Here is a 21,113-nt window from a genome sequence, read left to right on the forward strand (position 1 = left end):
GCATGGGAAACGGCAAGACTGAAGCCAACAGCAACTGAGCCATGGCCATCCCCCCGGCTCTAGTAATAGCCGCCCGGCAGGGCTGGCAATGGCAATGGCAGCGATTGATGGGAGGCCTGGGGCCGGCTGATGCGGAGGGGAACTACCAGCGACCCAGCAGCGATCACCTGAGCGCCAGCGTTCCATCCTTTGTTCTCGCGACGCTGCCGGAGCAGCGACGCCCCCTGTTGATCCTCGGAAGAAGCTGTCCGTGGGCCCACCGCACCTGGCTGGTGCATCAATTGCGGCGACTCGGCAGCAGCATTACACCGCTGATCGCCAGGGCCGACCACCGCGCCGGACGATGGCAATTGGATCCCCCCTGGCAGGGGTGCCACACCTTGCTGGAGCTGTACCGGCGCTGTGGTGCTCCCCCCTCGTACCGGGCCACCGTGCCGGTGCTGGTGGATCCCAGCGGGCCTCGGATCCTCGGCAACGAAAGCGCTCAATTGGTGGAGCTGTTCAACGAATGGCCAGCACCCGATGGGGCACCGGATCTGGCAGCTGCGCATCAACGAGGGGAGATCGACCGTTGGCAATCGCTGCTGCAACCAGCCGTCAACGACGGGGTCTACCGCTGTGGATTCGCCCGCACACAGGGGGCCTACGACCGCGCCGAAACAGACCTCTTTAACGCCCTCCAGCAAGTGGAGCAGGCTCTTCAAGATGGTCGCTCCTGGCTTTGCGGCGATGAGCTCAGCCTGGCGGATGTTCGCCTGTTCCCCACCTTGATCCGCTGGGAGGTGGTTTACGCCCCTCTGTTCGGCTGCAGCCGCCGACCACTTTGGCAATTCCCCAATCTCTGGCTTTGGCGGCAGCGCTTGCACGCGCTTCCTGGTGTGGACGACACCTGTGATGCCAAAGCATGGCGCCAGGACTATTTCGGGGCCTTGTTTCCGCTGAATCCCGGCGGAATTATTCCGGCCGGACCTGACCTGAGCACACTGGTGCATGCCGGCATTCCCAGGCCATGACCACGGCTGATCCACAATTTGAGGGGGTCTACGGCCCATACACAATCACCGAAGTCGACCGCAATGAGGTGCAGCGCTATCGCCTGGCGCTGCTGAGCACAGGTCTGGCGCTGCTGGCGGGGATCCTGCACTGCTGGCTGCTAGGTGCCCGCTGGGCATGGGTCTGGATCCTGCCCATCGGCACCGGTCTCGGGCTGGCCCTGCTCTGGATTCACATTTACCTCCGCCCCCTGCACCGAGCGCTTCAGCTGTTCTGGCTGACGGGCTGCCTGGGCTGGGGCACGCTGCTGATCAGCGCCGGTCCGCCCCATGCCCTGCTCACCCTGGCGGATCAACGGCTCTGGATCCTGGCGATCGGGCCCCTGTTCGCCGCCCTGGCGGGCATCGGATTCAAGGAGTTTTTCTGCTTTCAGCGCCTGGAAGCAATCGGCCTCACCCTGTTGCTGCCTGTGGCTCTGCTGGGCCAACTGGTCGGCCTGATCAACCCTCACGTCTGCCTGGCGCTGATGGCGGTGGCTGCTGCTCTGCTGGTGGTTATCGCCCTGCGCAAGTTCGGGATGGACGCCGCCGCTGATGTCGGCGACAAGAGCGTGTTTGCTTATCTGGACGGTCAACTGTCCGCGCGCACCTCGTGAGTCTGATCAGCCTTGTGGGTGCCGCCAAGGACTTCGGCATCCGCACCCTGTTCACCGATCTTGAGCTGCACATCGGGGAAGGTGAACGGCTGGGGCTGATCGGCCCGAACGGTGCCGGTAAGTCCACCCTGCTGAAGGTGCTGGCGGGTGTCGAACCACTCGGAGCGGGGGAACGGCGCTGTTCCCCCAGGTTGCGGGTGGAGCTGGTGGGTCAGGAGAGTCGTGTCACCCCTGGCCTGACCGTGCTGGAGCAGGTTCTCGAGGGCTGTGGTGCTAAGCGCGACCTGTTGCTGCGCTTCAGCGCCCTCAGCGAGGCAGTGGCAGCAGCCCCAGAGAACGAAGCGCTGTTGTCCGAACTGGGCCAACTGAGCCAGCGCATGGACGATGAAGAGGCCTGGAGCCTCGAGCAGCAATGCCAGGAAGTGCTGCAGAAGCTCGGCATCAGCGATCTCCAGCGTCCCGTAGCGGACCTCTCGGGGGGCTACCGGAAGCGGGTTGGCTTGGCCTCCGCCCTGGTGGCCTGCCCGGATGTGCTGCTGCTGGATGAGCCCACCAACCATCTGGATGCTGCCGCCGTGGAGTGGTTGCAGAGCTGGTTGGACCGCTACCCAGGGGCCCTGGTGCTGGTGACCCATGACCGCTACGTGCTGGATCGGGTGACCAGCCGCATGGTGGAGGTGGACCGAGGACGGGCCCGCACGTACCAGGGCAACTACAGCACCTTCCTGCAGCACAAGGCGGACGAGGAGGCCTCGGAAGCGTCCTCCGCCGCCAAATTCCGTGGTGTTCTGCGGCGGGAGCTGGCCTGGCTTCGGCAGGGGCCCAAAGCCCGCAGCACCAAACAGAAAGCCCGCTTGCAGCGCATCGAGGCCATGCGCGAAGCACCCGTCCAGCAGGGGCGCAAAACCCTGGAAATGGCCAGTGTCAGCCGCCGCATCGGCAAACTGGTGATCGAGGCCGAAGCCGTGGGAGTTACCGCCGATGGCCGGCCCGATGGCAGGCCGCTCCTCAGAGACTTCAGCTACAGCTTCAGCCCGGAGGATCGCATCGGCATCATCGGGCCGAACGGCAGCGGTAAGTCGACCCTGCTGGATCTGATCGCCGGTCGGCGTCAGACCACGTCCGGCGCGCTGCGGCTGGGGGAGACCGTCCACATCGGCTACCTCGACCAGCACACCGAGGCTTTCACCGAGGGGAAGGGGCTGCAGCGCAAGGTGATCGAATTCGTTGAAGAAGCCGCCAGCCGCATCGAAGTCGGCGGAGAGCAGGTCACCGCCTCTCAATTGCTGGAACGGTTCCTCTTCCCCCCGGCCCAGCAGCACAGCCCCCTGGCCAAGCTGTCCGGCGGCGAGCGTCGGCGTCTGACCCTGTGCCGGATGCTGATCCAGGCCCCGAACGTGCTGCTGCTGGATGAACCAACCAACGATCTCGACGTCCGCACCCTGAGCGTTCTGGAGGACTTTCTTGAAGACTTCCGGGGCTGCGTGATCGTCGTGTCCCACGACCGGTACTTTCTCGATCGCACTGTGGATCGCCTGTTCTGGTTCGATCAGGGACGTCTGCAGCGGTTCGAGGGGAACTACAGCGGCTTTCTCGAGCAGCAGCGGCAGCAGGAACGGCAACGCACCTCAGCGCCGGTGCCGACGATCAAACAAGACAGCCGCCAAGCCGATGCCAAACCATCGACGGGCCCTCGGCGGCGCAGTTTCAAGGAAACCAAGGAACTGCAACAACTCGACCAGCGCCTGCCGCAACTGGAGGAACGCAAGACGGCCCTCGAGGAGAAACTGGCCGCTCATGGAACGGATCTCTCGCAGCTCAGCCTCGAATTAGCGGAGCTGATCGCCACCATTGAGGCCGCCGAAGAGCGCTGGCTGGAACTCAGCGAGCTTCAGGCCTGATGTCAGCGAACGATTGAAAAGGGTGTCTCGGGAGCAGGAACGAAGCATCGGCCGTAAGGTGGCCACGGCAGAAAAGTGTTCCCATGAAATCGATCGACGAGCACATTCAGAAGGACAAGACCGACATCGAAGCAGCCAAGGCTGCTGGTGATGAGGCCAAAGTGCGCCACCTCGAGGGGGAACTGCACTCCCTTGAGGAGTACAAAGAGCACAACCCCGAGGACAAGCACGATCCCACGCCCTTGGAGTTGTACTGCGACGCCAACCCAGAAGCTGACGAGTGCCGCGTCTACGACGACTGAACCTCAGTATTCGTCGTTGTAATCAGAGGGGCTGCCGGTGAGGCTGCACACCACAGCCTCCTGATCTTTCATGGCGCGGACCTGGGCGATCGGACGCCCCATACGCTTCAGAACGGCGATTTCCTCTTGCGTCTGACAACGGGCGATGACAGATCCCTTGTCATCCAGGCAGGTGTAGAAGGTCATCACGAGGTGGTGGATCACTGTTCCGTTATGGCGGCGCTGAGACGTGTTCACAACCACCGATGTGGTGGCCGACACGATTGTCAACCGATTCCGTCTTTAGGCGATCCCCAGTTCTTTCCAGACCCGTTCCAGCAGCTGATCAAGATTGCGTCCCATCGCTGCTGAGATGCACAGGGGAGCGCGTCCACTGACCTGTTCCAGCTCATTGCTGAGTTCAGGGAGCTGCTCGTCCAGAAGCAATTCCTGCTTGTTCAGCACCAGCAGGCGAGGTCGGTCCACCAGGCCATGGCCGTAGGCCTCCAACTCCTTCTCCACCACCCGTAGATCGCCGACGGGATCATCGGCCCCGGCATCGACAACGTGAATCAGCAGACGGGTGCGTTCGATATGACGCAGAAAATCGTGTCCCAATCCGGCGCCCTGGGCAGCACCAGCGATCAATCCAGGAATATCGGCAAAGACTGTGCCGTCGCCACTGGGGCGTCGCACCACGCCGAGATTGGGCACGAGGGTGGTGAAGGGGTAGTCGGCGATTTTGGGGCGAGCGGCTGACAGGACAGCGATCAGAGTGCTCTTGCCCGCGTTGGGCAAGCCGATGATGCCCACCTCCGCCAGAAGCTTCAGTTCCAGCTGAAGGGGCCATTCCTCCCCATCGCGACCTTCGGTGAATTTCTCCGGCGCACGGTTGCGATTGCTGAGGTAATGGGCATTACCAAGACCGCCGCGGCCGCCGAAGGCCACGGTCAAACGCTCGCCGGGATCGGTCAGGTCCCCCAGCAGGATGCCGGTGGCGAGATGTCGCACCTCGGTCCCGCAGGGCACCTTGATCACCAGATCCCGACCCGAGGCTCCCGTGCACTTGTTCGGGCCACCTCGCCGGCCGTCATCCGCGGCGAACAACCGTTTGTACTTGAAGTCGAGCAGGGTCTGAAGGTTGCTGTCCGCCTCAAGCACCACGGGCCCACCATGGCCTCCATCACCTCCGGAGGGTCCACCGGCCGGCACATATTTCTCGCGACGAAACGCGGCGATGCCATCTCCACCGCGCCCACCGCGCACCGTGATCCGTGCCTGATCGATGAACTGCACGGCGCCACGCGATGGATCCAGCCTTCAACCCTAAGATTCAGCCGCTGCTGAACTGCCGTTGGCCGGCGTCCGTTTCGAAGCCCTCAGCAAGACCTATCCCGGACGCCGTGGCTCGGAGCCCGTGCCTGTGATCCGCGAGCTGGACCTCAGCATCGAAGACGGTGAATTCCTGGTGCTGGTTGGACCGTCTGGGTGCGGCAAGAGCACCTTGCTGCGACTGCTGGCCGGCCTAGAGAGCCCCACTGCGGGTGAAATTGTCATCGGCGAGCGCCCCGTGAGCCAGGTGCGGCCCGGGCGTCGCGACGTGGCCATGGTGTTCCAGAGCTACGCGCTCTATCCGCACCTGAGCGTGCGCGACAACCTCAGCTTCGGGCTGCGACGTAGCCGCCATCGCAGCCTGCCTCAGCTATTGCAGGATCAACTCAGCCAGCTCAGCCGCGGACTTCCCGCGTTCCTGAGGGTGCGATCCCCGCGAGAAGAGCTGATTGAACAGCGCGTCCACACCGTGGCCCAGGCCCTGGAGCTGGAACCGCTCCTCGACCGCCTGCCGAAGGAGCTCTCCGGCGGGCAGAAACAACGGGTTGCCCTGGGGCGTGCCATGGCGAGGAAACCGGCGGTGTTTCTGATGGACGAACCGCTCAGCAACCTGGACGCCAAGCTGCGCAACAGCACCCGCACCCGCATCGTTGACCTGCAGCGGGAGCTGGGCACCACAACGGTCTATGTGACCCATGACCAGGTGGAAGCCATGACGATGGGTCACCGCATCGCCGTACTCAATCAGGGGCGCCTGCAGCAGCTCGGAACCCCGATGGAGCTCTACCGGTGGCCGTCCAATTTGTTCGTGGCACAGTTCATCGGCAGCCCACCGATGACGATGCTTCCCGTGGTGATCGGTCCAGGCGCCACCCTGCTTCTCGGCTCCAAGCGGCTGTCGGTGGAGGGGCCTCTGGCAACGGCTTTACCGGTATTGGAAGGCCAGACGCTGACGGCGGGCCTGCGGCCGGAGGGTTGGCGTGTGGCACCGGCCACGAACCGCAACCTGCCGGCCTCGGTGCTTCATTGCGAAGTGCTGGGAAACGAGCAATTGATCAGCTGCCGCCTGCACGACGGAGACCACCTGGTGCAGGTGCGCACCGAGCCCGACTTGACGGTCAAGCCTGACGATGTGCTGCATCTGGATGCTGAACCCAGTGGCTGGCGGTTGTTCGATGCCAGTGGAGAAGCGATTGCATGGCAGGATCCCGTCACTGCCGGTCCAACGCTGCCCGAGCTGAACTGATCAGCGCTCCATCAGGTTGTAAGCCCCGTTGGTGTCGTCCTCCTCCTCACAGATCTCCTGACCGGAGACGGTCTGATTGGTCTGGCACTCAGCCTGGCTGGGAGATGGGACAACAAGGGCACCGATCAACACGATCAGGGCCACCGAAATCGGATTGATCACCACAATTGCGCGACTGACGTCGCCATCAACGTACCCACACCACACTGCAACCGCCTCCGCCATCCCCCTGCTCGGCGTCGGTGACACGCTCGACGTAGGGCACCGTCTCCAGCCAGGCCCGCAGCCCCCGCTTGAGCTTGCCGGTTCCTATCCCATGGATCACCCACACCGGTCCATTGGCCCCACGCAGATGTTCCTCCACAGCGGCCTCCGCCTCATGCACACGCATGCCGCGCACATCCAGCGTGTTGCGGCTGGTGCGCACCTGGGCACCGGAGCCCGGGTTGATTCGAGCATTCACCTTCACCACCGGCTTGGCGGGCGGCTCCGGCTTGCGGCCATCGAGGCTTTCCACGCCAGACAGCTCCACTGTGCTGCGCATCACGCCGCAGCGCACAGTCAGCTGCATGCCATCATCCGAAATCGCCAGCACCTCCGCCGCCTTGCCAAGGGCCAGCAGCCGGATTCGCTCGCCGGGTTCGGGTCTCCATCCAGGCAGGGGCTGACGCCGTTCCGGTTCGGGGCGGTGACGATCCTCCAGCCGACGCAGGCGCTGTCCGGCCCGCCGTGCTGTTTCCCCATCGGCGCGATCATCCCGAAGGCGCCGGATCAGGGATCGCACCTCCTTCTGACCGTCGCGGATCGAGCGTTCCAGCCGTTGGCGCCCCTGCTCCTGGCGTTCGGCCGATTGCTGTTTCTGCTTCTGCCATCGCTGCAGCAGTTCGTCGTGGAGAAGCTCGGTGCGGGCCAGCAGAGCGGCAGCATCCTCCGCCGCCGCCTGCTGCCGCTGCCGCTGTTCCTCCAGACCACGGATCACGCTGTTGACCTCTCCATCAGCAGCGGGCGCCAGCAACTGACTCGCCTCCTCCAGCACCTGGTCATCCAGGCCGAGACGGCTGGCAATCGCCAGGGCGTTACTGCGGCCAGGGATGCCCCAGAGCAACTCATAGGTGGGGGAAAGGGTCTCGGCGTTGAAGGCCACCGAGGCGTTCTCGAAGCGGGCATCGTTGTATTTGAGGGCCTTGAGTTCGCCGAAATGGGTGGTGGCGATGGTGAGCCGAGCGCGGTCGGCGAGGGCCTTGAGCAGAGACGTCGCCAGGGCCGTGCCTTCACTGGGGTCGGTACCGGCCCCCACCTCATCGAGCAGCACCAAGGCGGGCGAAGGGCCGGACTGCAACGCCTCCAGAATCCGGCCGATCCGCTTGATGTGACCGCTGAAGGTGGACAGGCTCTGTTGCAACGACTGTTCATCGCCGATATCCGCCAGAACCTGAGCACACCAGGGCAGGGTCGGCATCCCTGCACAGGGCAGCAGCAATCCCGCCCGGGCCATCAATGACGCCAGACCGATGCTTTTGAGCGTGACCGTCTTGCCGCCGGTATTCGGACCGGTGATCGCCACCACCCGCAGGTCAACTGAGACCTCCATCGAAATCGGCACCACCGCCGGCCCGCCAGCACGCTTGTGCTGCCAGACCAACAGCGGATGGCGCAGGGTCTCGAAACGGAACGGTGCCGCGGCAGAGGCCTCCATGCGGGGAGCAGTGCCGCCGAGAAAGCGGCCATAGCGGCCTCTGGCCAGGGCCAGATCCAGCTGCAGCAGGATCGACACCAACTGCAAGAGCACAGGGTGATCGTCCGCGACGACCGCGCTGAGCTCGATCAGCACCTTGCGTTCCTCGTCCCGGATCCGACCCTCCAGATCGGTCAGTCGATTCCCGATGGTGAGCACGGAGCGGGGCTCGACGAACACCGTGCTGCCTGAGGCCGAACTGTCGTGAACCTGACCCGGCACCTGCGCTACTGCGCCAGCTTTCACCGCCAGCACCGGGCGGCCATGGCGTTGGGCGATCACGCTGTCCTGCAGAAAGGGCGCCAGGCGTCGCAACAGATCCTGCAGCTTGTCGCGGCGTTCCTGGCGCAGGCCATGCCATTGCTGACGCAACCACGCCAAAGGGGCACTGGCCCGATCGGCGATGCGACCGCCCTCTTCGATGGAGAATTTGAGCCGTTGCTCCAGCTCCGGCAACGTCACCATCGTGTCGATCAGCGCCGAACAGGCAGGCCTGAGCTCAGGCTCATCGATCTGACGGCGCAGGCGACGGGCAGCGGCAAGGGTCTCAGCCACCGCCAGCAGCTCCTCGCCGGTGGCCACGCCCCCCTTGCTGCAGCGCAGCAACACCGGTGTGAGGTCTTGCACCCCGCGGAAACTGAGGCCTCCTTCGGTCAGGTCATCGAGCACCGCCATCTCGACGGTCTCCGCCAGCCGCTGCCGGCTCGCCTCCAGGGTTTCAGGCAACACAAGGTTTCGTGCCGCATCGCGCCCCATGCGAGTGGAGGCGAAGCTCGCCAGGTGGTCGCAGACCCTGGGCCACTCGAGCAGCTCCAGAGTTTCCTGGAAGGCCTGATCGATCCCCTTCGTCGGGTCAGCGGCAGTTGGAAGGAATGCCACCGGGGGGTTCATAGAGCATTTCCAGCCAGTTGCCTTCAGGATCCTTCAGATAAAAGGATGCGGTTCCGTCACGGTGATCGTGGACGGCACCGACGTGCACGCCTTCTGCCTTCAGACGATCGTGCACACGATCCACCTCCTGGCGATCGCGAAAATGAAAGGCGAAGTGGGGACCGGCGGCCTTATAGCCAGGCCCGAGCAGGGCCAGCCCGTCCCTGCCTTCACCCGCTTCCAGATAGCACCAATCGTCGGCCTTCCAGACAAGACGCATGCCGAGGCTTTCGTAAAACGCCACCGCCCGGGACACATCCTGAACGCGGATAGCCACATGACCTAGACGATCAACCGTTGTCATCTGCAGCCTGCGGCGGTGTGCATTCTGAAGTGTTGGGCTGCCAGACCGCTCAGCCCTGACGCAGCCATTCCGCGGCATCACAGGCGTGATACGTGAGGATCAGATCCGCACCGGCCCGCTTGAAGCTGAGCAGGGTTTCGAGAACCACAGCACGCTCGTCGATCCAACCGCGTTCGGCGGCGGCCTTCACCATCGAATACTCACCACTGACGTTGTAAGCAGCAATGGGCAGCTCCGACTCATTGCGCAGTCGGTGAATGATGTCCAGGTAGGCCAAACCCGGCTTCACCATCATGATGTCGGCGCCTTCCTGCTCATCCAGCTGGGCTTCCGTGATGGCTTCCCGGGCATTGGCGGGGTCCATCTGATATGTGTCCTTGTTGGTTGGAATCGGCTTGCTGCCGGCAGCACGGGGGGCTGAATCCAGGGCCTCACGGAATGGCCCGTAATAGGCAGAGGAGTACTTCGCGGTGTAGCTGATGATTCCGACGTGCTCAAAGCCTTCGTCGTCCAAGGCCTCACGAATGGCCCCGACTCGTCCGTCCATCATGTCGCTGGGGCCGATCAGATCGGCACCGGCTTCGGCTTGAACCACAGCCTGTTTACAGAGCAATTCGATCGTCTCGTCGTTGAGGACGACCCCCGCTGGGCTGACGATGCCATCGTGGCCGTCGCAGGAATAGGGATCGAGTGCCACGTCAGTCATGATCGCCATCCCAGGCACCTCCTGCTTGATCTGACGAATTGCTCTGGGAATCAGGCCATTGGCGTTGAAGCACTCAGCGCCGTCTTCAGTTTTCAGCCCCTCGGCAACCTTGGGGAACAGAACGATGCAGCGGACCCCCAGGTTCCAGGCGCGCTGAACTTCTCCGGTCAGGGCCGCCAGACTCCACCGACTCGCACCTGGCATGGCACCGATGGGTTCGACGTCGGTCCCCTCATGGACAAACAGTGGATAGATGAAATCCGCTGAGGACAACTGGTGCTCCCGCACCATGGCGCGCAGGGCCGGTGTGCGGCGTAAACGACGGGGGCGGTAGGTGAGCTCCATCAGGATCTGCTTCCAGGGGGAGATCGTACGGCGAGTGGATTAGAGAGCAGCTGATCGCAACCAGCCGTGGCGTGGACTCTCCGACCGTTGTCTGCGGAGCTGCTCAAGCAATTGCTGTTCTTCAGGACTCCACGATGTCGGCATCACCAAGGCCAGTGTCAGCAGAAGATCACCCCGTCCACCTTTGGCCGGCCAGCCTTTGCTTTTCAGTCGGAGGCTTCTGCCAGGGGCGGTGCAAGCCGGGATCGCCACCTGCGCTTCACCGTCAGGCGTCATTACGGTGACAGTGGCACCCAGCGCCAACTCGTCGAGGCTGACGGGCAGATCTGCCTTGAGCTGGTCATCCTCCAGGCGCCAAACAGGATGATCTTTGACGTTCAGATTCAGGAAGAGATCCCCGCGACGCCCTGTCCCAGGCTGAAGATTTCCTTTGTCCTTCAAACGAAGGCGAGAGCCGTTCTTAACGCCTGAGGGAATGCGCACCTGCACCCGTTCGTTGTTGACAGAAAGGGTGCGTTCGGTGCCCCGAAATGCTTCCGCAAACGTGATGCTGACGGATGCTTCAGCATCCAGATTCACAGGTGTGCGGGCAGCTGCGTTGCCCCTCGGGAAGCCTCCACCGGAAAAACCACCCCCAGGGAATCCGCTGCTCTGGAAGCCACCGCCCCCTGCAGGACCGCCGAAACGCCCGAGAAGATCGCCGATGAAATCATCAAAATTTCCGTAACGTCCGAAATCCACATCCATTCCCGGGCCTGCAGCCCCCCCCGAAGCACCGGACTGGTTCCAGTACTGGCCGAATTGTTCGTAGCGTCGACGCTTGTCGGGATCTGACAACACCTCATAGGCCTCGCTGATCTCTTTAAAACGAGCTTCAGCACTGGCATTTCCAGGATTCACATCCGGGTGATACTGCCGAGCGAGCTTTCGGAAAGCACGCTTAACCGAATCGGCATCAGCGCTGCGGTCAACCCCCAAGACCTGGAAGTAGTCCTTGTAACCGCTGCCCGACATAGTCCTAAAAGCCCCTTTCCCATTCTCTCAAGCCAGGCATCATCCGTGTTGGTTCCCCATGGAGGGAAGCCCGAACGCGATGCCACAACTAGCGTTTTCCGAAGAATGCTCGAAGAGTGATGCGGTGGAGCCCAGCAGGATCAGTCGCCGTGATCGCGCTTGGTCTTGGTGTTCTCAGCCCACCCGTCCTCGCCCAGGCATGGAGCGGCAACATCAAGCAGCCACAACAGGCATCAACCGCCAAGGCGCTCAACCTTTCTGAGCACTTGAGCAGGATTGGTGCTCGGTTTTTTGGGGCATGGACCTGTCCAGCCTGCGTGCGCCAGATGGAGCTGTTTGGAAAGCAAGCAGCTGTTCTGGTTCCTTATGTGGAGTGCAGGATGCCGGAGCAACGCCCAAACGAAGCAGCTGCCTGCCGCGAGGCGGAGGTGCGGGCCTATCCCACCTGGCTGTTGCCTGATGGGCAAAGAAAAGAGGGGGTTCAGTCGATCGACGCACTGAGCCGTTGGAGCGGTCTCGACTGAGCCATGGCTTTGATTCACGGCTTGCACACACGCAATCTGCGGGGGGACCTGCTGGGGGGGCTGACCGCAGCCGTCGTGGCTTTGCCTCTGGCTCTGGCGTTCGGTAATGCAGCCCTTGGTCCCGGTGGAGCCATTTACGGGCTTTATGGCGCCATCGTCACGGGATTTGTCGCAGCCCTGCTTGGGGGAACTCCGTCCCAGGTGAGCGGGCCAACGGGGCCCATGAGCGTCACGGTGGCAGGGGTGGTCTCCAGCCTGGCTGCTGTCGGTGTGTCCACAGACCTCTCGGCTGGCGAGATGTTGCCGTTGGTGATGGCTGCAGTTGCCATCGGTGGCGTCTTCGAAGCACTGCTCGGCGTGCTTCGCCTGGGACGTTTCATCACCCTGGTGCCCTATTCGGTGGTTTCGGGGTTCATGTCGGGGATCGGCATCATCATCTTGATCCTGCAACTTGGGCCGTTCGTTGGTGTGACCACAACGGGGGGAGTCGTCGGATGTCTGAGCACACTTGCCGAATTGCCGATACCGAATCCCTCAGCGATCAGCATCGGCGTGATGACCCTTGCAGTGGTCTTCCTCACACCAGCACGGATTCGCCAATGGGTGCCATCACCACTGTTGGCCCTGCTCATCGTGACGCCGTTGTCGATGTTGATGTTCAACGACGATCGGTTGCAGTCGCTGGGGTTGGAGCCACTCAACCGCATCGGTGCCATTCCAGAGGGAGGGCTCCGTTTTGTCCTGCCGGACTTCAGTCAATATCTGCCGGAACTGCTCAAAGCAGGCCTTGTTCTGGCTTTGCTTGGAGCGATCGACTCGCTGTTGACGTCCCTTGTAGCCGACAACATCACCCAGACGAACCATGACTCCAACCGGGAGCTGATTGGTCAGGGGATCGCGAACACTGCGTCTGGACTTCTGTCAGGACTGCCTGGTGCTGGAGCCACGATGCGGACTGTCATCAACATCAAATCGGGGGGAACGACGCCGCTGTCTGGCATGACCCACTCCGTCGTGCTGCTGCTGGTGCTTCTCGGTGCAGGCACCATGGCTGCGCAAATTCCGACTGCCTTACTTGCTGGAATCCTGATCAAAGTGGGGCTCGACATCATCGACTGGGGCTTCCTTTTCAGAGCCCATCGGCTTTCGGTCAAAACCGCTGCATTGATGTATGCCGTGATGCTGATGACCGTCTTCTGGGACCTGATCTGGGGGGTATTGGTCGGGATGTTCGTCGCCAATCTGCTGACGGTGGACGCCATCACGCAGACCCAGCTGCAGGGGATGGATGAGGACAACCCTCACAAGGGGAACAACCTCCAGATCGAGAACCTGAGTGCAGAGGAGCGGAGGCTTATGGAAAGCTGTGGAAACCAATTGATGCTGTTCCGGCTGCGCGGGCCTCTGAGCTTTGGAGCAGCCAAAGGCATCAGCGCTCGCATGGGTCTCGTCAGCAACTACCAGGTGCTCATCCTGGACATCACGGACGTGCCCCGCATGGGCGTCACTGCCGCACTGGCCGTGGAACGCATGGTGGAAGAAGCGGAATCACTGGGGCGAATGGTGCTTGTGGCAGGAGCCAATGAGCGCCTTCGCGAACGATTAACAAACTTTGGCGTCAGACATATTTTGTCGAAGCGTATCGAGGCACTGGAGATTGCAAGCAAGCGACTCAATCACCCTTAGAAACACAAGATCTTTGCGCAACAACCATCGCGAACAAAGATAACTTCAAATCAATCGATGCATTGATAATCGGTCAAAACCAAGCCCAATAGCCCGATCCAAAAGCTCAGCCGCGCGGCAATTTAATGGAGTTTAATCAAAATCCGCCCGAGCCTCGACGAAGCGAGAAGCAGATACATTTCCACAAGCAAAACAAAAGCAAGAACAACCTAAACCAACATCAATCGCAACAAAAACCCCGCACATTCAATCGATCAAGCAAATTCTTACAGCCAGCAAAAAATTCAACTCTGTATTCCAACCGAATGCATTCTCACATCCTGTGGGTCATCAAGCTTTCCATCAAGAGCCCGCGACTCATGTTCAGCCAGCTCCTCCAACCGTGGTTTGATCACCTCTCTAGACCATCGGGATTCGGCGAGAGTCCAATAAAGTCCAAAATGGCGTGCTTCGCTCGTCAACAGGTCTCCATACAACTGGCGCAGCTCTGGATCTGGACTGTGCTCAGCCAGCAAAGCCATGCGCTCATGGGAGCGCGCTTCGATCAAGCCGGCTACAAGAAAGGAATCCAGCATTCGGTGGGGCTCCGCTTTGCGAATGTGCTTGGCAAGCTCCGCTCCATAGCCAGGGGAAGGAAGAGGCTCTAAGTAACGTCCACGGGCTTTGATCACAACCAGAACTTGTTCAAAATGCTCCAGCTCTTCACGGGCCAAGGGGCTCAGCACTTCACCAAGACCGGGCTCACACAGATAACGAAACATCATCTGGACAGCAGAGCCAGCCGCTTTGCGTTCGCAATGGGCATGGTCGATCAACACCTCCACTGGGCAGGCATTGGCCTGTTCCACCCAGCTCCAGCTGGTGGGTGCCTTCAACCAGCGGATCGAAGCGACTGACTTATCCGGAGTGGACACGGTCATCCGTTCTGCCGAAGGTGATCAATGAGGCCTTGCAGGGCCAGTGAGTAGCTCATTGCCCCGAAACCGGAAACCACGCCAACAGCGCGATCAGCCAGGTAAGAGCGATGTCGAAACGGCTCCCGGGCATGGGTGTTGCTGAGGTGCAGCTCCACGTAGGGAATCGCTACCCCCAGCAGAGCATCCCTCAGCGCAATGGAGGTGTGGGTGAATGCGCCGGCATTGATCAGGATCCCCTGGCTAGCCCCAATGGCCTGATGGATCCGTTCCACAAGAGCCCCTTCGAAGTTGCTCTGGAAGCACTCCAGCACCGCCCCCGCGGCAGTGGCCTCCTGCCTCAGGCCGTCTTCGATCGATGCCAGCGTTCCACTGCCGTAGATCCCTGGCTCACGCTGGCCCAGCAGATTGAGGTTGGGTCCGTTCAGCAGCAGCAGGTGCATGGCCGCAGGCCTGTTTCAGCTGGGCTGATCGTATCGATTCGGTCGTGAGCGTCACACCGGCTGGTAAGTTCTTCCGGTGTGGTTCGGGTCGGTGCCCGAGTGGTTAATGGGGGCGGACTGTAAATCCGCTGGCTCTGCCTACGTTGGTTCAAATCCAACCCGGCCCATCCTCCACATGCCCTTGTAGCTCAGCGGTAGAGCACTCCCTTGGTAAGGGAGAGGTCTCGAGTTCAAGTCTCGACAAGGGCTCTCACAAATCTCTCGGCACCAGAGATTTGCAGTCAGGCAGCGGAATCCGGCGTAAAACTGCGTTGTATCGCTGCGATGCCTCGCCAAAATCAAGACGTTCCTTACGTCCGCAGGGACCGAGGCGATCGGACGCTGTACTACAGGCAAATACCTGGCCGCCTTCGTCCTCATTTCGACAACAGGCGAACCTGGAATCGAGCGTTACCAGGAAACCCAGGGGCCGCGGCATGGCACCGGGCCTATGCGGCAGCTCATTCCGAATTTGAAGATTTACTTCAGGCAGCCAAAGCTGCAACTGCTGAACATGACCCGCCAAAGGGCCAATTCACGGCAAGTGCTGAGCGCCAATTCAGGATGCGACAGCGGGACATCGCGGCAGTAGCAGCAGATCCTCTGCGGAAAATGCTGCGGAGAATCCGAGGGGAGGACGTTGAAGCCGACTTCTCCGGGCTAGAGCCCCTCTGCAGAAAGCTCTTTGAGCTGATCGGTCCTGATTGGGAGGGCATGGGTCGAGATCAGTGCCTGAAGCAGCTCATGAAGCGGCTTGAGCAGCTCGCGCGAAACGATCGGGAGCAAGTGATCTACCTAATTGTTCTGATTAAACACACTTTGCTGGAGACGACGTTGGCATCAACGCAGATCACCCCAGATCTGGACGATCAGCGGCGTATCAGCAAGCAGATGGGGCGATATCTCGGGGACCTGGCTGGCGACGTAGAGCGATTGGCCCAAGGTGACTATCGGCCTGGGGATTTGGAAGCGAAATCTCCCGAATTGCCTAAGCGAGTGACGACTTGGGAGGACTGCCTCTCTGCGTGGAGCAGGAAGCAGGGAAGCGTCCGAAAAGTTGATGGGTTTGGGGTGAGTGAGAAAAGAGAGCAAAAGCACCGGCGCTCCATCCGCCAGATTCAGGATTGGACGGAAGAGCAGACCGGGCGAAGACTGGAAGCCGGCGAGATGACACCAATATTACAATCAATACCAAAGACAAATTAGTTGTTGAGAAGCTTTATTTGGTTATGAATATGGAGGATTATTGGGGAATGAAAGATGAAGAAAACTGGATGTACGGTAACTACGAAAATCAATTGTTACTAATCACAGCATTTTTATGCTTTCTGGTCCCTAGCCTTAGCGGACTTGTTTTTTGACCATGCGTCTTTCTCGCTCAAGAATCTCAACAAAGCACGATTTCGAATATGCGGTCAAGTGGGAAAACTTGAGAGCTGCGTACTTCCGGGCCAATGGTCAACCTGCTCGGGCTGACGATTGCACCAAAAACATCAGTGAGCTTGAATGGCGACTAGCAATGCTTCCAACAGCCGAGCAGACCGAAACGCCCATTGCTGATGGCTTTGTCGATGCTGAGTGGAGCACAGCTGCCGAAACGATGACCAATGCAGGTTGGCATCAAGAAGTGAAGGAACCTGTCGCCGTCTGACAAAGTTCGCCTACAGAAACCTAAAAAGCAGGAAAAAGAGATACAACATTACTCAACCTTGCGTGTCAACTAATAGTTAGCCTCGCAGACATTTAATTGAATCTCATGCCACGTTTCCGCAAAGGTCAATTATCTACAAAGACAGATTTCGAATATGCAATCTATTGGGAGTATTTAAGAGAGGAGTATTTTAGAGTTAAGGGAAATCAACCCAAGTCTGATGAATGTCAAGGCAGAATCAAAGAACTAGAATGGCGCTACGCAACAAGATTCGGTGGGTATGAAGTCGATACCTCTTCAAACAATAATTAAAAAGATATTGGCGTAAAGCCATCCGACAAAATCTTTATAAAGGCCTAAAACTGATAAAAAGTTTGCGAGACATCTAATATCCTCTGACAAGACTTATCCGGCTGAACAAAAAAAATAAACATCGACTATGGACAATTGATTCTTTCCATCCCAGCTTTGATTGTCTGCTCTTGTTCTCTAAGCTGTTCTATCTCAGCAACAGCTGGAATAGCAGGCACAAAGGCGTTGACTTGCACTGTAAGCAGGTTGACTTCTTCATTCTTTATTTCACGCAATGCATTCGCACCTGATAGACAAGCAAGAGTTATTGACTTCAGGTCGGCATCATCTTTGTTCTCTACCTTCTTGATTGATGAGATTGCTGACTGTATATTCTCCATCAGGTTTCCAGTCATTGCGAATACTGTAGTTGGAGTAAGTGCAAGTAATGCACACAGAATTATTCCGAGTAATCGGTTCATATCAAATAGTGGCTTCAGTCAATTCTAATTTCTACAGCCAATGAAGCAATAGCTATCTGTTGTGAGTACGCCGGCTAACGCCGGCTTTAAAGATTGATGTTCATAAGGGAGTTAACCCCCAATGACATTCTCCTCTGTGCCCATTGCTTCAGATCAGTTCGACCAACTTGCGGAAGACATTCCTGGGTTTACCAGCGATGAAAAACTGCTAAAGGAAACGCTCCAAACAACCATCTTTGTGTCAGGAGCATCATCCTCTTCTGATGGCCGTGCTTCCTACATTCTTGGAAATGATGGTGAAAGAGTGTGGCTACCAAATACGCTCGCTTGTTGGGTTAACAATCTTAAAATCGTGACTCAAACCTATGAACAGTACGATCCAGTTGAAAAGCTGCTTGTTTATGTGACAAGCATCAATTCCACATCATGGATATAACGCACGGGCTTGGATTCATGGGCAAGTTCATCATTGCTTACAAACATCAAATCCATGTCACCAGCAATGATCAATGAGCGTGTTCAAATCAGCCTGAAGCCTAAAGGTCGCGCGTGTTTCATTGATGTTTCTGCAATCACAGAAGATCAATCTGATTACAAGCGTGTTCAAATCAAGGAGGCTGACTTAGGCCGCAAGCTCGGATACACCGAGATGCTCGATGTCATTTCGTATTCTATCTGGCACAATCCAGCATGGGAGCCCAGATGGCTACAGCATCCGTCGAACCCAAGCAGCTACCAGCAACCTCTGAGACCTCTTCAGAAGCTCTTGAAGCTATGGCTAAACCCACGCGATCTAGGCGCAAGTCCAAAGCACCTGCAAAGGCTACAACCGCATGAATACATAGCCTCGCATTTCTAGCGGGGCTTTTTTTGATACTTGATAGCCGGTTAACACCGGCTGTTTTTTAGTGGTCGAAATGTAAAAGATGGATAGTTCCAACCAGGATCTCGAGGCATCAACAACTTCGGCCACCAAACCCACTAACTACTCACACTATGCGCTTCAAAATCCCAGGTCGCAACATCCATGTTCGCGTTGTCGAACGTGTTGCCACCTCCGACCCTCAGTACGACATCTTTGATGTAGGTATTTAATACGAAGATGGATCTATCGATTCACTCGTCGTGCCAGGGAGTGGCTCTTACAATTCAGCAAAGGCTTTTTTCAAACCTATTGACGACAAAGCACAGACAAAAGAATCAATTGCTACAGTCTGAATAAATTTGCCTGCAATAACTGCAGGCTTTTTTTATTTTGCCCTTATCTTTAGACTTGCATTGCTAGCTATACACGCGAATATTTAATTAATTGACTTTCTAGCCATGGGTATTTTTGCTGCCACATTATCGAGCGTAAGCATTTTAATTTCTATCCCACTTATCCAAACGTATTTTAAGACTAACGAATCAAAACAGGCAATATTGATGGATTGTATTAGCAGGCAAATCATATCTCCGCTATGCACTGATTTGCGTCTTCGAAATCCAGGCAAAACTTACGCTGGACATTAACGAACGTGTAAGTTTTTAGAAGTGTTACAAAACTTAATAGGATCTGTTCCGTGTCACGTTCTATGCTCTGTTCCATGTTTGTTCCGTTACACTCACAGGGCCAAAACCTTTGATATGACACGAACGTGCACGTCTACTTCTGAAGGCTCATCCTTTTGCTTCCGCCGTCGTGATCTTGTAGATATTCAGAGCGAAAAGAGCCATGCCGGCACTGAGGAAAAGCACGAGCAGGTCTTGAGTGCCGAAGGCCATCGGTTCGCGTAACAGAACTTTGTCAACTATTGTATCGGGGTGCGCCTGGTTTCGCACTGCGTCGTTTCTCTAGGGCTGTGAGGGCACGGCCTTGCTTTCTCCTATGACTCACCCGTTCGGCGCCACGAAGACTGATCTCGAAAAAGCCTTCCGTCTGAAGGCTGCTTCGAAGTCAAAGACCAACAAACAAAAGCTGGAGTCCCTGGAGTTCACCGAATCAGAGCTGGCGACGATCCTCTTTGAGCATCCGATCTTGGGCTCCCTAGCGGACTATCCAAATGGCCGCCTACTCGGATAGCTAGCCAACTGGCTACTCAGTTAAGGCGCAGCATCCTCCAGGGCCTAACGGCTCCAAGGAAGAGGAGCTTCTGAGCTAAGGCCGCGATAAGAACGCTGATCCTCCCTAGCCACGGCAATAACCCACTAATCATTAGGTTGATTGGAGAGATTCAACTGTGTTGTGCAATTCGCCTATATCCCTCAAACCTTCAACAGAAAACCAAGGAGAGTTCTCCCAACTGAAACCTTCCCCCATCGTGGAATCAGGGGCAGTGATGTACCAGTGACATGCAGTATCTGGTACATCAACGGCACACTTGCTCCAGTCATCTTGCCACTGGGGAACTTGAACCCACATCAGAGCTGCGAACACGAGAGAGAAAACAGACTTCATCATTTCTGGTAGAGCTCCTCAAGTTTTTCGCGACTGAACTTGGCATAGAGAACTTCTTCGCCTGGGTCTGGTGCTTCGGGATGCCGCTTTGCCGGCTTTTCCCAGCTCGTGTTACGGATATTTCCCCACATCATTGCGAAAGCACCGCCTGCTATCACTGCGAAGAAAACGAAATAGATCGCTGCAAACCAGCTATTCATTTGGATTAAAAAATTTTATTTACATAACTTAACGCATGACGCGCTGCACTTGGCTTCTTGGAGAAAGCCTTCTGACTGCCGGATGCCTCATTACAGGAGCAGAAGCAAAATATGAGCCCCTGAAGCTCAGCGAATCAGAGCTGGCGACGATCCTCTTTGAGCATCCCATCTTGGGCTCCCTAGCGGACTATCCAAATGGCCGCCTACTCGGATAGCTGGCCAACTGGCTAACCAGTTAAGGCGCAGCACCCTCCAGGGCCTAACGGCTCCAAGGGAGGGGGGCTACTGAGGCCGCGAGAAGAACGCTGTCCTTCCCGAGCGATGCGACCATCGGTACAACCAAGTTCGCCGCACCACTGAACTTTTTGGCGAACGCACCAAGTCTTTTCAGGATTCCGAAGCACAGAACGGTGTCTCCTACGATCGCTCACGCAGGAGACAGGGGTTCTGCCAGCTCTCAGATCGCTCTACTGAGGCCGTCGCGTGTGGATGAACTCCCCATGTCCGCGCACAGCAAATATGGGGCCAAGCAGCGTGTTCGGCAACACGTCTTTTGGTCATTTTTGGATTCCAGAAAATCTCCCGTGAAGCCCTATGAATCTGGTATGGGAGGACACGGACAAGAGAGTTGCTATCTGCAGAATTCAGTCCACGCCTGGCTTTTCGCTCCAGCTGCTTTTCGATCCTTGATGCCAATGCGAATTTTCAGCCAAGGCAGCCAATGTGCTCTAGCAGGCAATTCAGGGCTCTGTTCCTGCTCCCCATAAGGGCTTAGTTGGGCGCCATCCCTGGTGCTGCAATGACTTCCACATCTGCTCTGTTGAGTCTTTCTGGAGGTGGCGTCGTTGCTCCAGCAGAGGTGGTCCCATCGGGCATCGCTCGACCCCGATCGACGAAAACCTTTGGATCCCTGACCCAAGCAGATTCATCCCTTTAGAACCGCCACACCCAGTGGTCGTTGGCGTCGATCAACCATCCTTCTCTCATCAAGCCACCTCCGGGCA

Annotated in this window: 23 protein-coding genes and 2 tRNA genes; 12 read left to right on the top strand and 13 right to left on the bottom strand. The window is 58.2% G+C overall.

The window, feature by feature from the left end; genetic code table 11:
• Window positions 1-41 precede the first annotated feature (41 nt).
• From TX72_RS09665 to TX72_RS09680, 4 genes are all read left to right on the top strand, one after another.
• On the top strand, window positions 42-1,013 hold the full coding sequence (locus TX72_RS09665; protein ID WP_011128781.1) for a glutathione S-transferase C-terminal domain-containing protein: 972 nt from the start codon (window positions 42-44) through the stop codon (window positions 1,011-1,013).
• Window positions 1,010-1,648: a DUF2301 domain-containing membrane protein gene (locus TX72_RS09670; RefSeq protein WP_011128782.1), complete on the top strand. Its 639-nt coding sequence runs from the start codon at window positions 1,010-1,012 to the stop codon at window positions 1,646-1,648. Before TX72_RS09665 ends, TX72_RS09670 begins: the two co-directional genes overlap by 4 nt.
• Complete coding sequence (locus TX72_RS09675; RefSeq protein ID WP_011128783.1) at window positions 1,645-3,549, top strand: ABC-F family ATP-binding cassette domain-containing protein; 1,905 nt, start codon at window positions 1,645-1,647, stop codon at window positions 3,547-3,549. The genes TX72_RS09670 and TX72_RS09675 overlap by 4 nt, the downstream gene beginning before the upstream one ends.
• 83 nt (window positions 3,550-3,632) lie before the next feature.
• Window positions 3,633-3,851 carry a CP12 domain-containing protein gene (locus TX72_RS09680; protein WP_011128784.1) on the top strand — a complete coding sequence of 73 codons (219 nt, stop codon included), beginning with the start codon at window positions 3,633-3,635 and terminating at the stop codon, window positions 3,849-3,851.
• Between the two features lie 3 nt (window positions 3,852-3,854).
• Here TX72_RS09680 and TX72_RS09685 read toward each other — a convergent pair whose 3' ends face one another.
• Together TX72_RS09685 and cgtA are read right to left on the bottom strand one after the other, a co-directional pair.
• A complete protein-coding gene (locus TX72_RS09685) occupies window positions 3,855-4,037 on the bottom strand; it encodes a hypothetical protein (protein ID WP_011128785.1) in 183 nt (60 codons plus the stop codon).
• Between the two features lie 96 nt (window positions 4,038-4,133).
• Complete coding sequence (gene cgtA, locus TX72_RS09690) at window positions 4,134-5,126, bottom strand: Obg family GTPase CgtA (RefSeq protein ID WP_011128786.1); 993 nt, start codon at window positions 5,124-5,126, stop codon at window positions 4,134-4,136.
• 58 nt (window positions 5,127-5,184) lie between these two features.
• Here cgtA and TX72_RS09695 point away from each other — a divergent pair, with 58 nt between their 5' ends.
• Window positions 5,185-6,408 carry an ABC transporter ATP-binding protein gene (locus TX72_RS09695; RefSeq protein ID WP_011128787.1) on the top strand — a complete coding sequence of 408 codons (1,224 nt, stop codon included), beginning with the start codon at window positions 5,185-5,187 and terminating at the stop codon, window positions 6,406-6,408.
• Here TX72_RS09695 and TX72_RS13980 read toward each other — a convergent pair whose 3' ends face one another.
• The 5 genes from TX72_RS13980 to TX72_RS09715 are packed head-to-tail and all read right to left on the bottom strand — an operon-like array spanning window position 6,409 to window position 11,442.
• Window positions 6,409-6,633: a hypothetical protein gene (locus TX72_RS13980; RefSeq protein WP_148228807.1), complete on the bottom strand. Its 225-nt coding sequence runs from the start codon at window positions 6,631-6,633 to the stop codon at window positions 6,409-6,411.
• Window positions 6,596-9,034 (bottom strand): endonuclease MutS2, encoded by a 2,439-nt coding sequence (locus TX72_RS09700; protein WP_011128789.1) that lies wholly within the window; start codon window positions 9,032-9,034, stop codon window positions 6,596-6,598. The genes TX72_RS13980 and TX72_RS09700 overlap by 38 nt, the downstream gene beginning before the upstream one ends.
• Window positions 8,997-9,377, bottom strand: coding sequence for a VOC family protein (locus TX72_RS09705; RefSeq protein ID WP_042503794.1), 381 nt, complete (start codon window positions 9,375-9,377; stop codon window positions 8,997-8,999). Before TX72_RS09705 ends, TX72_RS09700 begins: the two co-directional genes overlap by 38 nt.
• A gap of 49 nt (window positions 9,378-9,426) precedes the next feature.
• Window positions 9,427-10,428 (bottom strand): porphobilinogen synthase, encoded by a 1,002-nt coding sequence (gene hemB, locus TX72_RS09710; RefSeq protein WP_011128791.1) that lies wholly within the window; start codon window positions 10,426-10,428, stop codon window positions 9,427-9,429.
• A 39-nt stretch (window positions 10,429-10,467) separates the two neighbouring features.
• Window positions 10,468-11,442: a DnaJ C-terminal domain-containing protein gene (locus tag TX72_RS09715; protein ID WP_011128792.1), complete on the bottom strand. Its 975-nt coding sequence runs from the start codon at window positions 11,440-11,442 to the stop codon at window positions 10,468-10,470.
• A 119-nt stretch (window positions 11,443-11,561) separates the two neighbouring features.
• Here TX72_RS09715 and TX72_RS09720 point away from each other — a divergent pair, with 119 nt between their 5' ends.
• Entirely contained in the window at window positions 11,562-11,966 is a 405-nt protein-coding gene (locus TX72_RS09720; RefSeq protein WP_011128793.1) for a hypothetical protein, read from the top strand.
• A 3-nt stretch (window positions 11,967-11,969) separates the two neighbouring features.
• Window positions 11,970-13,652 carry a SulP family inorganic anion transporter gene (locus tag TX72_RS09725; protein ID WP_011128794.1) on the top strand — a complete coding sequence of 561 codons (1,683 nt, stop codon included), beginning with the start codon at window positions 11,970-11,972 and terminating at the stop codon, window positions 13,650-13,652.
• A gap of 284 nt (window positions 13,653-13,936) precedes the next feature.
• Here TX72_RS09725 and TX72_RS09730 read toward each other — a convergent pair whose 3' ends face one another.
• Window positions 13,937-14,572: a tRNA-(ms[2]io[6]A)-hydroxylase gene (locus TX72_RS09730; protein ID WP_011128795.1), complete on the bottom strand. Its 636-nt coding sequence runs from the start codon at window positions 14,570-14,572 to the stop codon at window positions 13,937-13,939.
• Window positions 14,569-15,009, bottom strand: coding sequence for a type II 3-dehydroquinate dehydratase (aroQ, locus tag TX72_RS09735; protein WP_011128796.1), 441 nt, complete (start codon window positions 15,007-15,009; stop codon window positions 14,569-14,571). The genes TX72_RS09730 and aroQ overlap by 4 nt, the downstream gene beginning before the upstream one ends.
• 85 nt (window positions 15,010-15,094) lie before the next feature.
• Here aroQ and TX72_RS09740 point away from each other — a divergent pair.
• The 4 genes from TX72_RS09740 (at window position 15,095) to TX72_RS13985 (ending at window position 16,699) form a co-directional block, all read left to right on the top strand.
• Window positions 15,095-15,176 (top strand) — tRNA-Tyr (locus TX72_RS09740).
• Window positions 15,177-15,186: 10 nt separating this feature from the next.
• Window positions 15,187-15,258: transfer RNA gene (locus TX72_RS09745), tRNA-Thr, on the top strand.
• Between the two features lie 354 nt (window positions 15,259-15,612).
• Window positions 15,613-16,254, top strand: coding sequence for a hypothetical protein (locus TX72_RS09750; RefSeq protein ID WP_042503797.1), 642 nt, complete (start codon window positions 15,613-15,615; stop codon window positions 16,252-16,254).
• A 157-nt stretch (window positions 16,255-16,411) separates the two neighbouring features.
• Window positions 16,412-16,699, top strand: coding sequence for a hypothetical protein (locus TX72_RS13985; RefSeq protein WP_011128798.1), 288 nt, complete (start codon window positions 16,412-16,414; stop codon window positions 16,697-16,699).
• 437 nt (window positions 16,700-17,136) lie between these two features.
• On the opposite strand, the gene TX72_RS09755 is transcribed toward TX72_RS13985, so the two are convergent.
• A complete protein-coding gene (locus tag TX72_RS09755; protein WP_144416641.1) occupies window positions 17,137-17,472 on the bottom strand; it encodes a hypothetical protein in 336 nt (111 codons plus the stop codon).
• A gap of 121 nt (window positions 17,473-17,593) precedes the next feature.
• Here TX72_RS09755 and TX72_RS13995 point away from each other — a divergent pair, with 121 nt between their 5' ends.
• On the top strand, window positions 17,594-17,908 hold the full coding sequence (locus TX72_RS13995) for a hypothetical protein (RefSeq protein WP_148228810.1): 315 nt from the start codon (window positions 17,594-17,596) through the stop codon (window positions 17,906-17,908).
• A 1,758-nt stretch (window positions 17,909-19,666) separates the two neighbouring features.
• On the opposite strand, the gene TX72_RS14770 is transcribed toward TX72_RS13995, so the two are convergent.
• The 3 genes from TX72_RS14770 to TX72_RS15000 form a co-directional block, all read right to left on the bottom strand.
• The gene (locus tag TX72_RS14770) at window positions 19,667-19,912 is read right to left on the bottom strand and encodes a DUF8643 family protein (protein ID WP_011128800.1); all 246 of its coding nucleotides are present in this window, start codon (window positions 19,910-19,912) and stop codon (window positions 19,667-19,669) included.
• Window positions 19,909-20,109 carry a hypothetical protein gene (locus TX72_RS09775; protein ID WP_042503806.1) on the bottom strand — a complete coding sequence of 67 codons (201 nt, stop codon included), beginning with the start codon at window positions 20,107-20,109 and terminating at the stop codon, window positions 19,909-19,911. Before TX72_RS09775 ends, TX72_RS14770 begins: the two co-directional genes overlap by 4 nt.
• Window positions 20,110-20,849: 740 nt before the next feature.
• A complete protein-coding gene (locus TX72_RS15000) occupies window positions 20,850-21,038 on the bottom strand; it encodes a DUF1651 domain-containing protein (protein WP_011128802.1) in 189 nt (62 codons plus the stop codon).
• Window positions 21,039-21,113: the final 75 nt, after the last annotated feature.

Origin of the sequence: Parasynechococcus marenigrum WH 8102, assembly GCF_000195975.1 — a bacterium.
GTDB lineage: Bacteria > Cyanobacteriota > Cyanobacteriia > PCC-6307 > Cyanobiaceae > Parasynechococcus > Parasynechococcus marisnigri.

Coding starts and splice junctions, on each gene's coding strand:
- hemB (WP_011128791.1), bottom strand. CDS start 10,428: ATGGAGCTCACCTACCGCCCCCGTCGTTTACGCCGCACACCGGCCCTG.
- TX72_RS09685 (WP_011128785.1), bottom strand. CDS start 4,037: ATGACCTTCTACACCTGCCTGGATGACAAGGGATCTGTCATCGCCCGT.
- TX72_RS09720 (WP_011128793.1), top strand. CDS start 11,562: ATGCGGTGGAGCCCAGCAGGATCAGTCGCCGTGATCGCGCTTGGTCTT.
- TX72_RS13980 (WP_148228807.1), bottom strand. CDS start 6,633: ATGGCGGAGGCGGTTGCAGTGTGGTGTGGGTACGTTGATGGCGACGTC.
- TX72_RS14770 (WP_011128800.1), bottom strand. CDS start 19,912: ATGATGAAGTCTGTTTTCTCTCTCGTGTTCGCAGCTCTGATGTGGGTT.
- TX72_RS13985 (WP_011128798.1), top strand. CDS start 16,412: ATGCGTCTTTCTCGCTCAAGAATCTCAACAAAGCACGATTTCGAATAT.
- TX72_RS09775 (WP_042503806.1), bottom strand. CDS start 20,109: ATGAATAGCTGGTTTGCAGCGATCTATTTCGTTTTCTTCGCAGTGATA.
- TX72_RS09680 (WP_011128784.1), top strand. CDS start 3,633: ATGAAATCGATCGACGAGCACATTCAGAAGGACAAGACCGACATCGAA.
- aroQ (WP_011128796.1), bottom strand. CDS start 15,009: ATGCACCTGCTGCTGCTGAACGGACCCAACCTCAATCTGCTGGGCCAG.
- TX72_RS15000 (WP_011128802.1), bottom strand. CDS start 21,038: ATGAATCTGCTTGGGTCAGGGATCCAAAGGTTTTCGTCGATCGGGGTC.
- TX72_RS09715 (WP_011128792.1), bottom strand. CDS start 11,442: ATGTCGGGCAGCGGTTACAAGGACTACTTCCAGGTCTTGGGGGTTGAC.
- TX72_RS09755 (WP_144416641.1), bottom strand. CDS start 17,472: ATGAACCGATTACTCGGAATAATTCTGTGTGCATTACTTGCACTTACT.
- TX72_RS09730 (WP_011128795.1), bottom strand. CDS start 14,572: ATGACCGTGTCCACTCCGGATAAGTCAGTCGCTTCGATCCGCTGGTTG.
- TX72_RS09725 (WP_011128794.1), top strand. CDS start 11,970: ATGGCTTTGATTCACGGCTTGCACACACGCAATCTGCGGGGGGACCTG.
- TX72_RS09705 (WP_042503794.1), bottom strand. CDS start 9,377: ATGACAACGGTTGATCGTCTAGGTCATGTGGCTATCCGCGTTCAGGAT.
- TX72_RS13995 (WP_148228810.1), top strand. CDS start 17,594: ATGACATTCTCCTCTGTGCCCATTGCTTCAGATCAGTTCGACCAACTT.
- TX72_RS09665 (WP_011128781.1), top strand. CDS start 42: ATGGCCATCCCCCCGGCTCTAGTAATAGCCGCCCGGCAGGGCTGGCAA.
- TX72_RS09670 (WP_011128782.1), top strand. CDS start 1,010: ATGACCACGGCTGATCCACAATTTGAGGGGGTCTACGGCCCATACACA.
- TX72_RS09750 (WP_042503797.1), top strand. CDS start 15,613: ATGCGACAGCGGGACATCGCGGCAGTAGCAGCAGATCCTCTGCGGAAA.
- TX72_RS09700 (WP_011128789.1), bottom strand. CDS start 9,034: ATGAACCCCCCGGTGGCATTCCTTCCAACTGCCGCTGACCCGACGAAG.